11 protein-coding genes are annotated in these 13,753 nt (G+C 66.2%); 7 read left to right on the top strand and 4 right to left on the bottom strand.

Annotated features, from left to right (window positions below; genetic code table 11):
- The first annotated feature begins 199 nt into the window (after positions 1-199).
- Both DC363_RS01275 and DC363_RS01270 read left to right on the top strand, forming a co-directional pair.
- Positions 200-2,674, top strand: a complete 2,475-nt coding sequence (locus tag DC363_RS01275) for a vitamin K epoxide reductase family protein (RefSeq protein WP_108639312.1) — start codon at positions 200-202, stop codon at positions 2,672-2,674.
- A gap of 117 nt (positions 2,675-2,791) precedes the next feature.
- Positions 2,792-3,376 carry an exopolysaccharide biosynthesis protein gene (locus DC363_RS01270; RefSeq protein ID WP_108639311.1) on the top strand — a complete coding sequence of 195 codons (585 nt, stop codon included), beginning with the start codon at positions 2,792-2,794 and terminating at the stop codon, positions 3,374-3,376.
- Between the two features lie 16 nt (positions 3,377-3,392).
- Here the strand turns inward: DC363_RS01270 and DC363_RS01265 are convergent, their stop codons facing one another.
- Both DC363_RS01265 and DC363_RS01260 read right to left on the bottom strand, forming a co-directional pair.
- Positions 3,393-5,045 carry a Na/Pi cotransporter family protein gene (locus DC363_RS01265; protein ID WP_108639310.1) on the bottom strand — a complete coding sequence of 551 codons (1,653 nt, stop codon included), beginning with the start codon at positions 5,043-5,045 and terminating at the stop codon, positions 3,393-3,395.
- A gap of 180 nt (positions 5,046-5,225) precedes the next feature.
- On the bottom strand, positions 5,226-5,492 hold the full coding sequence (locus tag DC363_RS01260) for a spike base protein, RCAP_Rcc01079 family (RefSeq protein WP_108639309.1): 267 nt from the start codon (positions 5,490-5,492) through the stop codon (positions 5,226-5,228).
- Between the two features lie 185 nt (positions 5,493-5,677).
- Between DC363_RS01260 and DC363_RS01255 the strand changes: the two genes are divergently transcribed.
- A complete protein-coding gene (locus tag DC363_RS01255) occupies positions 5,678-6,382 on the top strand; it encodes a sugar transferase (protein ID WP_108639308.1) in 705 nt (234 codons plus the stop codon).
- Positions 6,383-6,404: 22 nt separating this feature from the next.
- Here the strand turns inward: DC363_RS01255 and DC363_RS01250 are convergent, their stop codons facing one another.
- Both DC363_RS01250 and DC363_RS01245 read right to left on the bottom strand, forming a co-directional pair.
- Positions 6,405-7,106, bottom strand: a complete 702-nt coding sequence (locus DC363_RS01250; protein WP_108639307.1) for a UTRA domain-containing protein — start codon at positions 7,104-7,106, stop codon at positions 6,405-6,407.
- On the bottom strand, positions 7,103-8,473 hold the full coding sequence (locus DC363_RS01245) for a formimidoylglutamate deiminase (protein WP_108639306.1): 1,371 nt from the start codon (positions 8,471-8,473) through the stop codon (positions 7,103-7,105). The genes DC363_RS01250 and DC363_RS01245 overlap by 4 nt, the downstream gene beginning before the upstream one ends.
- Positions 8,474-8,549: 76 nt before the next feature.
- On the opposite strand from DC363_RS01245, the gene hutI reads away from it, so the two are divergent.
- From hutI to hutU, 4 genes are read left to right on the top strand one after another with little or no spacing between them, the layout of a single operon-like run.
- Positions 8,550-9,743, top strand: coding sequence for an imidazolonepropionase (gene hutI / locus DC363_RS01240; protein WP_108639305.1), 1,194 nt, complete (start codon positions 8,550-8,552; stop codon positions 9,741-9,743).
- On the top strand, positions 9,740-11,281 hold the full coding sequence (gene hutH, locus DC363_RS01235; RefSeq protein WP_108639304.1) for a histidine ammonia-lyase: 1,542 nt from the start codon (positions 9,740-9,742) through the stop codon (positions 11,279-11,281). Before hutI ends, hutH begins: the two co-directional genes overlap by 4 nt.
- Positions 11,278-12,084, top strand: coding sequence for an N-formylglutamate deformylase (gene hutG / locus DC363_RS01230; protein ID WP_108639303.1), 807 nt, complete (start codon positions 11,278-11,280; stop codon positions 12,082-12,084). The genes hutH and hutG overlap by 4 nt, the downstream gene beginning before the upstream one ends.
- Positions 12,081-13,751 carry a urocanate hydratase gene (hutU, locus tag DC363_RS01225; RefSeq protein WP_108639302.1) on the top strand — a complete coding sequence of 557 codons (1,671 nt, stop codon included), beginning with the start codon at positions 12,081-12,083 and terminating at the stop codon, positions 13,749-13,751. The genes hutG and hutU overlap by 4 nt, the downstream gene beginning before the upstream one ends.
- The last annotated feature ends 2 nt before the right edge of the window (positions 13,752-13,753 follow it).

Here is a 13,753-nt window from a genome sequence, read left to right as displayed (position 1 = left end):
GAGCGTGTCGCGGGTTCCGCGCGGCTTGCACCCCTGCCCGCGTCCCGGCCCCGCACATGTGCCGCATTGCGGCTGACGCGGAACGATCCGCACTGCACATCGTTTCCCCAACAGATCGCATCGCATCGGCGGGTGGCACCGCATCACGCGCCGCAGCACCGTCCGCCAAGACATCACAAGGGGCATCACGAGGAACGGCATGAACGACACCATTGGCCAGGATCCGCAAAAACCCGTCGTCCTGATCACCGGCGCATCGGGCAATCTCGGCTCGGCCCTGACGCAACGTCTGGCCGAGACCTACCGCGTGATCGGGCTTGATCGCGAGGAAGGCGAGGATGTTTTTGCCTTCGACATCACGGAGGAAGAGACGGTGCGAAGCGCGTTGGAGAAGGTCCGCGCGCAGCACGGCGATCACCTTGCGGCGGTTATCCACCTTGCAGCCTATTTCGATTTCTCGGGTGAGGAGAACCCGCTTTACGAACAGGTCAACGAAAAGGGCACGCGCCATCTGTTGCAGGCGTTGCAGGGGTTCCGCGTCGACCGCTTCATCTATTCCGGCACCATGCTGTTGCACCGCCCGTCCGCTCCGGGCATTCCCATCACCGAAGACACCCCGATCGAGCCGGGCTGGGCCTATCCCGCCTCCAAAGCGCGCACGGAAGAGGTGATCCGCGCGGAACACGGCGGCATCCCCTATGCGCTGTTGCATCTGGCGGGGCTTTACGACGAACAGACCGCGGTGCCCACGTTGGCCGAGCAGATCCGCCGGATCTATGAGCGGGACCCGAAGTCGCACGCCTATTCCGGCGATCTGTCCACCGGTCAGGCGTTCCTGCACCGCGCTGATATGCTTGAGGCCTTCGCCCGCACGGTGGACCGCCGCGCGGACCTCCCCGAAGAAGTGACGATCCTGATCGGAGAGCGGGAGGCCATGGGCTACGACGCGCTGCAACGGCGCATCGCGCAGCTCATCCACGGCACCGAGGACTGGGAGACCCTGTCGGTCCCCAAACCCATCGCCGCCGCCGGCGCCTGGGCGCAGGTCAAGGCCGAGCCGGTGGTGCCCGACGACTTCGATCAGGGCGAAGAACCCTTTATCAAACCCTTCATGATCCGCATGGCGGATGACCACTATGAGCTCGATATCTCGCGCGCGGAAGAATTGTTGGGCTGGAGGCCGAAACACTCTCTGCGCGAGACTCTGCCGGCCATGATCGCCAACATGAAACAGGACCCCGCAGGTTGGTATGAGGCCAATGGGCTGACCAAACCGCACTGGTTGCAAGCGGCGGAGGGGCGCGACGACCCCGAGGCACTGCGCACACGCGCCGAAGAGGCGTTCCGCACCGCCCACGCCCGCAACATCTGGGCGCACTTCCTCAACATCGGGCTGGGCGCATGGATGATGACCGCGCCGGTGATCCTTGGCTACACCCAGTTGACAGGCTTGCTGGTGAGCGACATGGCGGCGGGGCTTCTGGTGATGATCGGCAGCTTTCTGGCGCTGTCGTGGCGCGCGGCGCTGGTCCGCTGGGGGGTGGCCGCCGTGGCCGTCTGGATCATGACCGCCCCGCTGCTGTTCTGGACCGAAAGTGCGGCGGCCTACCTCAACGGCACGTTGGCGGGGGCGGTGATTTTCGCGCTTGCGGTTTGTGTGCGGCCTGCGCCCGGGGTGGGCACCATGGCCGCGACCACCGGTCCCACGATCCCGCCCGGGTGGGACTATTCCCCCTCGGACTGGACCCAGCGGATGCCGGTGATCGCGCTGGCCTTCATCGGGCTGTTCGTGTCGCGCTACCTTGCCGCTTACCAGATGGACCACGTCGGCGGCGTGTGGGAGCCTTTCTTCGCCGGCGCGCCGGACAACCCCAAGAACGGCACCGAAGAGATTATCACCTCGGATATTTCCGAAGCCTGGCCTGTGCCCGACGCGGGGCTTGGCGCGCTGACCTACCTTCTTGAGATCCTCATCGGGTTCGTCGGCTCGGCCCGCCGTTGGCGGACGATGCCATGGCTGGTGCTGATCTTCGGGATCATGATCGTGCCGCTGGGCGTGGTCTCGATCACCTTCATCATCATCCAGCCGATCCTTCTGGGCACGTGGTGCACGCTGTGCCTGATCACCGCCGCCGCCATGCTGATCCAGATTCCTTACGCGGTGGATGAGCTGATCGCCACCTGTCAGTTCCTGGGCCGCCGCAAACGGGCGGGCGCGCCTGTCCTGCGGGTGCTGCTGACCGGCGACACCGACGACGGCCCGGACGACCGGCGCGACGAAAGCTTCGAGCGGCCCGTCGGCACAGTGCTCCGTGACATGTTGGGCGGCGGCGTCAACGTGACATGGGGCCTGGCGGCCAGCGCGGCAATCGGCCTGTGGCTGATGTTCACCCGCCTGACGCTGGGCACCGAAGGCACGCTGGCGAACACCGACCATCTGATCGGCGCGCTGGCCCTGACCATCGCCGTCAGCGCCATGGCCGAAAGCATTCGTGCGGCCCGATTCCTCAACGTCTGTCTGGGCGCAGCGCTGGTGATCTGCGCGCTGGTGATGGAGGCAAGCTGGCTGCAAAGCGGCGCTGACATCGTGGCGGGCGTCGCGCTCATGCTGGTCAGCCTGCCGCGCGGACCGGTGCGCCACAGCTACGGCGGCTGGTCCCGCGTGGTGGTCTGATGGGCAGGTTTGCCGCTCTGTCCCTCACGACCATCGCCGCGCTGTCTGCAGAGCGCGGCGGTGGTCTATCTTGGCGGCGTGGTGCCGCTGTTCAATCTGCGGTGACAGGGGAACCCGATGACGCACCATGAACCAACCCATGCGCTCAGCGACGTGCTCGATGAGCTCGAGCAATCGGTCGAGGGTGAGGAGATCCTTGTCGAGGACGTGGTAGAGGCGCTGGGGCGGCGCTCCTTCGCGGCGCTGATGCTCGCGTTCTCGTTGGTGTCCACCTCACCGGCCAGCGCCATTCCGGGGATCACCGCCGTTGTCGCGGCGCTGGTTTTCGTGCTGGTGGCGCAGATGATCGTGGGGCGGAAAAGCGTCTGGCTGCCGCGGTTTGTCACACGGCGGCGGCTCTCGACCAAGACGCTGTGCAAGGGCATCCGTTGGCTGCGCAAGCCTGTCCGGTTTGTCGAGCGGTTCCTCAAGCCCCGCCTGACGTGGCTGTTCCATCGCCCGTGGATGTGGCTTCCACTGACGCTTGTGATGGGCCTGACCCTGTTCATGCCGTTCATGGAAATCGTGCCCACCTCCGGCTCCATCGCCTCGGCGATCATCGCGTTGTTCGCCGCCAGCCTGTTGACCCGCGACGGCGTGCTGGCGCTGATCTCGCTCGCGCTGCTGTCGATCCTGCCCGTCGGGATCTACCTTTGGCTGTGACCGCGGGGGCCGCGCCCTAGACCAGCCGGCTTTTGAGCATGTCGCCGCTTTTCAGCAGGATGGGATAGCCGACCAGCGAAAAGGCCGTGTTCACCTGTTTCAAGGCGCGCAGGGTTTCCTGATGGATGTTGCTCGTCTCGATGCTCTCCACCAGCCCCTCGCGCAGACGGCCGATATGGTTGCGTTGCAGCTTGGCCTCGATCTTGCGGACCTTCTCCTTGGCGGCAACCAGTTCGCGCGCCTCGGAGGGGTTCTGGTTCAGCATCACGTTGAGGGCAAGCTGCACGTTGCCCTGTACGCGGTCTGCGAAATCCCCGATCTCCGAGCGCCCCTGCGGCGAGAACCGAAGGTTCTTGCGGTGCAATTCCTGCGCCAGATCCAGCATGCTGCGTCCGATCGCATCAGACGCGGCATCGAAACTGTTGGAGAGCGACGCAAGGTCCATCGACCGGCGGCTCAGATCCTCGTCGAGTTCCTGTTTGCCCAGTCGCGCCAGATACAGTTTCACGTCCAGATGGGTCTTCTTGATCGCCGCATCCTGTTCACGGATCGAGGTCGCGCCGGCGGGGTCCCATTTGTCATAGAGCGGCTCGACCGCCACTAGCATCGCTTCGATCTTCTGGCCCATATTGAGGATTTCGCGCGCCGCACAATCCAGAGCCCGCTGCGGCCGGTCCAGCGCCCCGTGATCCAGTGCCGACACCTCGGCCTGAATCGAAGCCGCCTTGGCTCGCTCGGGCACGATGCGGGTCAGCAGATCGATCATCACCCCGCTCAAGGGCAAGGCCACAAGAGCCAAGGCCACGTTGAACGCAAGATGCAGGTTGATCGCCTGTCGGCCCGCCGTGGCACCCAGATAGGACATCAGTTCAGGCATCATGCTGAGCAACATCGTCGCCGCCACAGCGCCGCCGCCGCGCAGGGCAAGGTTGGCCATGATCACCCGCCGCGCCGACAGGGGCGCCGCGAGCGTCAGCACATAGGCGATGAACGCCCCACCAAGGTTCGCGCCCAGGATCATCGCGGCGGCCCCGGTGACGGGCAGGACCCCCTGCCCGGCCAGCGTGACCACCAGCAACACCGCCGCCACGCTGGAATGCACCACCCAGGCAAAGACCGCGCCGATCACGAAGGCGGTCATCAGGTCGCGGCCCAGATAGGCCATGATCGTGCCCGCCGCTGGGTGATCCACCATCGGCCCCGTCGCCGCGCGCAGCATGTCCAGCGAGACAAGGATCAACGCCAGCCCGATCAGGATGCGCCCCACCTGCCGCGTACTGCCCTCGGCCCGCAGGAACACGACGACGCCGGCCAGCAACAACAGCGGCACGAGCACGCCCTGCTGGATCACCAGCACCTGCGTCACAAGCGCCGAGCCCACGTCCGCCCCCAGCAGGATCGCAAGCCCGGCCACAGGCACCAGCCCGCCCTTGGCGACGAAGTTGGAGACCAGCATCGCCACCGCCGTCGAGCTTTGCAGGAACACAGCCGTCACCATGCCGGTGCCCGCGGCCAGAAACCGGTTGCGGGCGGAATGGCGCAGCCAGAAGCGCAACGGCGCGGCAAAGCCGCGTTCGACGCCGGTGCGCACCAGACGCACGGCCCAGATCAACAGCGCGGCCGCGCCGGCGATGTTCAGGATGAATTGGACAAGATGGGGTTCGTTCAAATTTCTACTTTCCGAGACTGCTCAGCCCGCTGCCCGCGCACCAGCCGCGCGCGGATCACTGCCATGATCCGGCACCAGGCGGCAGCGTCAATACATGATCGCACCTCCTTATCAGAGCGGTCGGACGGATGTCCATTCAACGCAGACGTGCAGCGGGCGGGCAGCCCCCGGCGCGCCGCGTTAGCCCACCATCAATGCATGAATCCCCACAGCGGCCGTGCCGCTCGCGTTGACCCGGCGCACGGCCACGGGCAGGAACGAATTGTCGGCCACGGTGACGCTGCGGGTCTCTCCGGCTTGCGTCACCAGCGAGAGCGCGCCGCCCGTCTCTACATAAAGTGCGACCGCAACGCGGCCAAGGTTCACCGTATCCGAGGGCGTAACAGGCACGATGTCTGTCGCCGGGCCGTTCAGGCTGAGAACGCGGTCTTCGAAGGGGTCGGTCATGGCACATTCCTGTTTGCAGGGCGGCGTGACCTGAACGCATCAGGGGCCGCCGATATTGGCTGTCAGAGGACCCTAGCCCTTGGCGTTTAAGCCGCAGTAACTGGACCGCGCGCGGACCGCGCAACACCGCCCCAAACGCGCACCCGTTGCTGGAACGGTTTGTATTTTAATACCTGTGGGGACTTATGCTGGATCAGAACGTCGAGGTGCCACTGGCACCGGACAGTACTTCTTTTGAAAAACAGTTCGAAAAAGACAACGAACAAGGGCCCTCCAGATTATACAATGTTTACGGCAAACGGGCGTTTGACATCGTTCTCAGCCTTATCGCGCTTCCTTTCGTGATCGCCATTCTGCTTCCGGTCGTCGTGGTCGGGCTGTTCACCGGCGGGCAGGTCTTCTTTCTGCAGGATCGCATCGGCAAGGACGGGCGGGTGTTCCGTTGCATCAAGGTCCGCACGATGGTGGTCGATGCCGACAAGCGCTTGGCCGAGCTCTGTGCCTCCGACCCCGCGATCGCCGAGGAATGGGAGACCAACCAGAAGCTGGCGAACGACCCGCGGGTTAACCGCTGGGGCAAATTTCTGCGTAAGACCAGCATTGATGAGTTGCCACAGGTGTTCAACGTGCTGCGCGGCGACATGAGCTTCGTCGGCCCCCGCCCATTCATGGCCTCGCAGAAGGCGATGTATATGGCCGCGGGTGGACAGCATTACTTCAAAGTGCGCCCCGGGATCAGCGGCAATTGGCAGGTTGAGGGACGCGGCGATTCCTCGTTCCTGTCGCGCATCGCCTTTGATCGCGCCTATGTGCAACGCCTGTCCTTTCGCGAAGACCTGCGGATCACCGCCAAGACCCTGAAGGTGCTCCTGCGCATGACCGGGAACTGACCCCCGGCCCTTGCGCCGCTTTCTAAAGTGTTGTCCGCAACTGATAGCCCGGCGGGAACAGCAACCGGACCTTCGTCACCGCGGCCGGCCCGTCCCGCGTCAACCGGTCGATGGCGAATGCGGCCTCAGCCGGGGCCACGTCCAGCGTCCCGGCGTCCTCGGCCCCCAGCATTACGGCGGAAAACGCGATGTCGCCATGGGTATAGGGCGCGTGCTCCAGAAGCCATTCGTTGGCGCTTACGGTCTCGAACCCCTCGGCCCGCGCCAGTGGAACGACGCCGGTGTTGATCCAACGATCCTCGACCGCATAGGGCCGGCCGTCCGCCAGATGCAGGGCGCGGATATGCAGCAGCGGCCGGTCGCTCGCCGTGCCCATGGCACCGGAGACGGCGGCGGGCGGAACCGCTTCTGCGCGGCTCAAACGCTGGTAGCCGTAGGCCTGCCCCCGCCCCTCAACCTCATGCCGGATCACCGCGATATCGAGCGTCGCTTTCGCCACCGGCTGCGCCGCGACACGGGTGCCCGCCTTGCGCCGTCGGTCCAGCAACCCGCTGTCGGCCAGGGCCCGCAGCGCACGGTTCACGGTCGCGCGGGAGCATCCGAACTCAACGGCGAGGTCGGCTTCGTTCGGGATCAACGCGCCGGGGGGCCATTCGCGGGCATGGATGCGGCGCAGAACCTCGTCCTGCACCGCCTGCCAGTTGTTGAGCCGGGGCGCGCTCATAGGGCGTCCTTCAAGTCATCCAGCGCGCGCTTGTAGGCGGCGACAATGGGGCCGCGTGCGATGTGCTGGCCGTCCGTCACCAGATGGCGCCCGGCGGACCAGACATCGCGCACCAGCCGGTCATCCCCCGCGAAGATCCATGCGTCGAGCGCCGTGTTGCGGGTCTTCCCCCACAGGTGTTCCGACGTGGTGTCCAGCGTCATCAGATCCGCCCAAAAACCGGCCTCGATCCGCCCGGTCCTGCGCCCTGCGGCCTGTGCGCCGCCCGCACAGATGCTGCTGAACAGGCGGCGACCGGTGGAGCGGTCTGCGGTCGCGAGTGCCGCGCGTGTTCCGTCGCGCAGCCGTTGCGAATACTCCAGCGTGCGCAGTTCCTCGGACAGGGCCACGCGGATGTTGCTGTCCGATCCGATGCCGATCGCGCCGTCGTGGTGCAGCCAGCGCACGGCGTCGAAAATCCCGTCGCCAAGGCTGCTTTCGGTGATCGGACACAGCCCGGCCACCGCACCGGTCCCGGCCAGCGCCACGGTCTCTTCGGGGGTCATCTGGGTGCAATGGATCAGGCACCAGCGGTCGTCCAGCGCCATATTTTCGAGCGCCCAATCCACGGGGCGGGCGCGCAGATGCTGCTGCACCTCCTCCACCTCGGCCCGTTGCTCGGCCAGATGCATGTGCAGCGGTCCGGTTGGGAAGAGGTCAGAATAGCGGCGCAGGTCTTCAACGCCCACGGCGCGGATCGAATGGGGGGCCGCCCCCAGCGTCGCATCCGCCGCTGCATGGGCAAGGTGCGCTTTCGCCCCGTCATGCAGCGCCTGAAATCGGTCAAGATCATTGCCAAACCGCGCCTGCCCTTGCGCCAGTGCGCGCCCGTCGCAGCCGCCGAACTGGTAATGCACCGGCAGCAGGCACAGACCGATCCCGCTGGTGTCCGCAGCTGCGACGACGCGGGCCGAGGTTTCCGCCAAATCGTCGTAGGGCGCACCGCCGGGCTGATGGTGCAGATAGTGGAACTCCACCGAAGCGCCGTAGCCCGCTTCGAGCATTTCCATCTGCACGAAGGCGGTGATCGCCTCGATCTGCGCGGGGGTGAGCTGGTCAAGGAAGCGGAACATAAGCTGTCGCCATGTCCAGAAACTGTCCTGCGGGTCCGGGCCGCGCTGTTCGGTCAGGCCCGCCATCGCCCGCTGGAACGCGTGGCTGTGCAGGTTCACCGGCGCGGGCAGCAAGAGTGGCACACGGGCATCTCCGGCCTGCGGCGTCATTCGCGTTCCGACCGTGTCGATCCGGCCGTCGCCGTCGATCCCGATCCGCACATCACTGGCCCAGCCCTGCGGCAACAACGCCGTTTCCGCCCAAATCGTCTGCATCGTCCACTCCGGTTGACAGGGTTATTATGTCTGCACATAATCGCATTAAACACAACATGAAGCAAGTGAGTCGCCCATGCTTTTGACCAATGCGCACCTTGTCACCCTGCCCCGCGGGGGGGATTACGGCCTGATCCCGCGCGGGGCCGTGGCGATGGAGGGCGACAGGATCGCCTGGGCCGGTCCCATGGACGACATCCCCACACCCTATCGCGACGGCCCGGTGCAGGACCTGGGCGGGCGGCTGGTGACGCCTGCGCTGATCGACTGTCACACCCATGTGGTCTTTGGCGGCAACCGCGCGGCGGAGTTCGAACTGCGGCTCAACGGGGCCAGCTATGAAGAGGTTGCCCGCGCGGGCGGCGGCATCGTCTCGACCGTCGCCGCGACCCGGGCGGCCCCGGACGACGCGCTGCTGGCGGACGCGCTCACCCGCGTTGATGCCATGATCGCCGAGGGGGTCACGCTGATCGAGGTCAAGAGCGGCTACGGGCTGGATCGCGACACCGAACTCAAGATGTTGCGGGTGGCGCGGCAGATCGCCATGGCCCGCCCGATCGAGGTGCGCACCAGTTTTCTGGGCGCCCATGCGGTGCCAGACGATTACAAGGACCGGCCCGACGCCTATATCGAAGAGGTTTGCATTCCCACACTGCGCGCAGCCCATGCCGAGGGGCTGGTCGATGCGGTGGACGGGTTCTGCGAAGGCATCGCTTTCGATCCCGCCCAGATCGCCCGCGTCTTCGACGTGGCCGGTGCGCTTGGCCTGCCCGTGAAACTCCACGCCGAGCAGCTCAGCAACATTGGCGGCACGCAGCTTGCGGCGCGCTACGGGGCGCAGAGTGCCGATCACGTGGAATACGCGACCGAGGCGGATGCGCGTGCGCTGGCCAAAGCGGGCACCGTGGCGACCGTCCTGCCGGGCGCGTTCTACACCCTGCGCGAAACCCAAGCGCCGCCGATACAGGCCTTCCGCGACCACGGCGTGCCCATGGCGCTGGCCACTGATTGCAACCCCGGCTCCTCTCCGCTGGCGTCTTTGCTGCTGACGATGAACATGGCCTGCACCCTGTTCCGCATGACCCCGTTTGAGGCGCTGTCCGGTGTCACCACCCATGCCGCCGCCGCCCTTGGGCTGACCGACCGGGGGCGCATCGCGCCGGGGCTGCGCGCGGACCTGTGTGTCTGGGACATCGCCCACCCGGCCGAGCTCGCCTATCGCATCGGCTTCAACCCGCTTCACGCCCGCATTTTCAAAGGCACGTTATGACCGTTACCCTCACCCCCGGGGCCGCGACCCTTGGCCAACTCAAGGATGTCTGGGCCAATGCCCGCGCCGTGACCCTTGATCCGGCGTTTCACGATGGCATCGAACAGGCCCACAGGCTGGTCGCCAAGGCGGCGGCGGGGGACGCGGCGGTCTATGGCGTCAACACCGGCTTCGGCAAGCTTGCCAGCGTCAAGATCGCGCCCGAGGACGTGGCCACCCTGCAGCGCAACCTGATCCTGTCGCACTGCTGCGGCGTGGGCGAGGCGCTGGACGTCGCCACCACGCGGCTGATGATGGTGCTTAAGCTGTTGTCGCTGGGCCGGGGTGCCTCGGGCGTGGCCATGACCACGGTCGAAATCCTGCAAGACATGCTGGCGCGCGGCGTCACCCCGGTGATCCCCGCGCAAGGCTCGGTCGGGGCGTCTGGCGACCTTGCCCCCCTCGCCCACATGGCCGCCACCATGATTGGCGAGGGCGAGGCCATGTACGACGGCGAACGGATGTCTTCGGCGCAGGCCTTGTCCCGGGCAAACATCACCCCCATCGTGCTTGGCCCGAAAGAGGGGCTGGCGCTGATCAACGGCACGCAATTCTCCACCGCTTGCGCACTCGTCGGCCTCTGGGGCGCGTGGCGCAACGCGGCGACCTCTGTGCTGACTTGTGCGCTGTCCACGGACGCGATCATGGGCTCCACCGCGCCGCTGCAGGATGCGATCCACACCCTGCGCGGCCATGCCGGCCAGATCGCCGTGGCCCGTGCGCAACGCGCCCTGATGGCGGGCAGCCAGATCCGCGAGAGCCACCGCGAGGGCGACACCCGCGTGCAGGACCCCTACTGCATCCGCTGTCAGCCACAGGTGACCGGTGCCGCGATGGACCTGCTGCACTTCGCCGCCCGCACGCTTGAGGTTGAGGCCAACGCCGTGACCGACAATCCGCTGGTGCTGGTCGAGGAGGGGCTGATCGTTTCGGGCGGGAACTTCCATGCCGAACCGGTGGGCTTCGCCGCCGACCAGATCGCCGTCGCCCTGTCCGAAATCGGCGCCATCGCCCAGCGGCGAGTGGCTTTGATGGTGGACCCAACCCTATCGTGCGACCTGCCACCGTTCCTGACCCCCGATCCGGGCCTGAATTCGGGCCTGATGATCGCCGAGGTCACCACCGCCGCGCTGATGAGCGAGAACAAGCACCTCGCCAATCCCTGCACCACCGACAGCACGCCCACCTCGGCCAATCAGGAAGACCATGTGAGCATGGCCGCCCACGCCGCCCATCGCCTTGCACGGATGAACAAAAACCTGAACGTAATCCTCGGGGTGGAAGCCATGTGCGGCGCGCAAGGGATCGAATTCCGCGCACCCCTTGGGACGAGCGCACCTCTCAAGGCGGCCATCGACACCTTGCGGGCCGAGGTGCCGACGCTGGAACAGGACCGCTACATGGCCCCCTCGCTTGAAGCGGCCGCGGCACTGGTGGCCGAGGGACGGTTGGCGGGATCGGTCGATCTGCCGGACGCGGTGACGGGGGATGCCCCATGACGCCGGTCACCGTGCAGGCGGGCGACGGTCCGGTGATCCTGGGCCTGCCCCATTGCGGCACCTATGTCCCCGACGCCATTTGGGACACCCTTAACGAGACAGGCCGGCAATTGGCCGACACCGACTGGCACATCGACCGGCTCTATGACGGGCTGCTTGAGGGTGTGACGACCGTGCGGGCCAATGCCCACCGCTACGTGATCGACGTGAACCGTGACCCCAACGGCGTGAGCCTTTATCCCGGGCAGAACACCACGACGCTGGTGCCGCTCACGGATTTTGACGGGCGGCCCATCTGGAACACGGCCCCCGACTCCGACGCCATCGCCGACCGGCTGGCACGGTTCCACGCCCCCTACCACGCTGCGCTGCAGACCGAGATCGACCGCGTCCGCGCGCGCCACGGGGTGGCTATTCTGTATGACTGCCATTCGATCCGCTCACACATTCCGTTCCTGTTCGACGGCACCCTGCCCGACTTCAACATCGGCACCAACAACGGCACCACCTGCAGCCCTGCGATCGGAGCGGCGACCACGCGGATTTGCGCGCAGGCGGCCCCGTTCAGCCATGTCGTGAACGGCCGGTTCAAGGGCGGCTGGACCACGCGGCATTATGCCGTGCCGGGGGTGGAATCGATTCAGATGGAGCTTGCGCAGTCCACCTATCTTGCCGCGGAAAGCCCGCCCTGGCGCTATGACGCGAGCAAAGCCGACCGCCTGCGCCCCTATCTGGCCGAGATCCTGCACACGCTGGCCGATCTGGCCCCCACACTGGCCCACTCTCACGGAGGCACGACATGACCAATCCCCGCCACAACCAGCGCGACATTTATCCGCCCACGGGCCCCGAGATCACCGCGAAAAGCTGGCTGACCGAAGCGCCCATGCGGATGCTGATGAACAACCTGCACCCGGACGTGGCCGAGAACCCGCATGAGCTGGTGGTCTATGGCGGCATCGGCCGCGCCGCCCGGACATGGGAGGATTTCGACGCCATCGTTGCCGCGTTGAAAGACCTCGACGACACCCAGACCCTTCTGGTGCAATCGGGCAAGCCCGTGGGCGTATTCAACACCCACAAGGACGCACCCCGCGTTCTGATCGCGAACTCCAACCTCGTGCCGCACTGGGCCACGTGGGAGCATTTCAACGAACTCGATAAGAAGGGTCTGGCGATGTATGGCCAGATGACCGCCGGGTCGTGGATCTACATCGGCACCCAAGGGATCGTGCAGGGCACCTATGAGACCTTCATGGAAGCGGGCCGTCAGCACTATGGCGGCGATCTGAAGGGCCGCTGGATCCTGACCGGTGGCTTGGGCGGCATGGGCGGCGCGCAGCCCTTGGCCGCTGTCATGGCCGGGGCCTGCTGTCTGGCCGTGGAATGTGACGAGACCCGCGCCGATTTCCGCCTGCGCACGCGGTATGTGGACGAAAAGACCCACGATCTGGACGAGGCGCTGGCGATGATCGACCGCTGGACCAGGGCCGGTGAAGCGAAGTCTGTCGCGCTGATCGGCAATGCGGCGGATATTTTCCCTGAACTGGTCAAACGTGGCGTCAAACCGGACATCGTGACCGACCAGACCAGCGCCCACGACCCCGTCCATGGCTACCTGCCGCAGGGCTGGAGCGTGGCCGAGTGGCGCGAAAAGCAGGAAAGCGATCCGAAAGCGGTCGAGAAAGCCGCCCGTGCCAGCATGAAGGTGCAGGTGGCGGCGATGGTCGACTTCTGGAACGCGGGCGTGCCGACGCTGGATTACGGCAACAACATCCGGCAGGTCGCGCAGGAAGAGGGGCTGGAGAACGCCTTTGCCTTCCCCGGTTTCGTTCCCGCCTACATCCGCCCGCTGTTCTGCCGCGGCGTGGGCCCGTTCCGCTGGTGCGCCCTCTCGGGTGATCCCGAAGACATCTACAAGACCGACGCCAAGGTGAAAGAGCTGATCGACGACCCGCACCTGCACAACTGGCTCGACATGGCGCGCGAGCGGATCGCGTTTCAGGGCCTGCCCGCGCGCATCTGCTGGGTGGGCCTTGGCCTGCGCCACAAGCTGGGGCTGGCCTTCAACGAGATGGTGCGCACGGGCGAACTCAGCGCCCCCGTGGTGATCGGGCGCGACCACCTCGACAGTGGCTCCGTCGCCTCTCCCAACCGTGAGACCGAGGCGATGCGCGACGGCTCCGACGCCGTGTCCGACTGGCCGCTGCTCAACGCGATGCTCAACGTCGCGGGGGGTGCCACTTGGGTGTCGCTGCACCACGGCGGCGGCGTCGGCATGGGGTTCAGCCAGCATTCCGGCATGGTGATCTGCTGCGACGGGACCGAGGACGCCGACCGCCGCATCGCCAATGTGCTGTGGAACGACCCGGCCACCGGCGTCATGCGCCACGCCGATGCGGGCTACGAAGAAGCGCTGGACTGTGCCCGCGAACAAGGGCTTAATCTGCCGGGAATTCTGAAGGGGTAAGG

This window comes from Thalassorhabdomicrobium marinisediminis (assembly GCF_003072065.1).
Classification (GTDB): Bacteria; Pseudomonadota; Alphaproteobacteria; order Rhodobacterales; family Rhodobacteraceae; genus Octadecabacter; species Octadecabacter marinisediminis.
Note: the sequence above shows the minus strand (reverse complement) of the source record. Positions and strands in the feature narration are given on the sequence as shown.

Coding starts and splice junctions, on each gene's coding strand:
- DC363_RS01275 (WP_108639312.1), top strand. CDS start 200: ATGAACGACACCATTGGCCAGGATCCGCAAAAACCCGTCGTCCTGATC.
- DC363_RS01270 (WP_108639311.1), top strand. CDS start 2,792: ATGACGCACCATGAACCAACCCATGCGCTCAGCGACGTGCTCGATGAG.
- DC363_RS01260 (WP_108639309.1), bottom strand. CDS start 5,492: ATGACCGACCCCTTCGAAGACCGCGTTCTCAGCCTGAACGGCCCGGCG.
- DC363_RS01255 (WP_108639308.1), top strand. CDS start 5,678: ATGCTGGATCAGAACGTCGAGGTGCCACTGGCACCGGACAGTACTTCT.
- DC363_RS01250 (WP_108639307.1), bottom strand. CDS start 7,106: ATGAGCGCGCCCCGGCTCAACAACTGGCAGGCGGTGCAGGACGAGGTT.
- DC363_RS01245 (WP_108639306.1), bottom strand. CDS start 8,473: ATGCAGACGATTTGGGCGGAAACGGCGTTGTTGCCGCAGGGCTGGGCC.
- hutI (WP_108639305.1), top strand. CDS start 8,550: ATGCTTTTGACCAATGCGCACCTTGTCACCCTGCCCCGCGGGGGGGAT.
- hutH (WP_108639304.1), top strand. CDS start 9,740: ATGACCGTTACCCTCACCCCCGGGGCCGCGACCCTTGGCCAACTCAAG.
- hutG (WP_108639303.1), top strand. CDS start 11,278: ATGACGCCGGTCACCGTGCAGGCGGGCGACGGTCCGGTGATCCTGGGC.
- hutU (WP_108639302.1), top strand. CDS start 12,081: ATGACCAATCCCCGCCACAACCAGCGCGACATTTATCCGCCCACGGGC.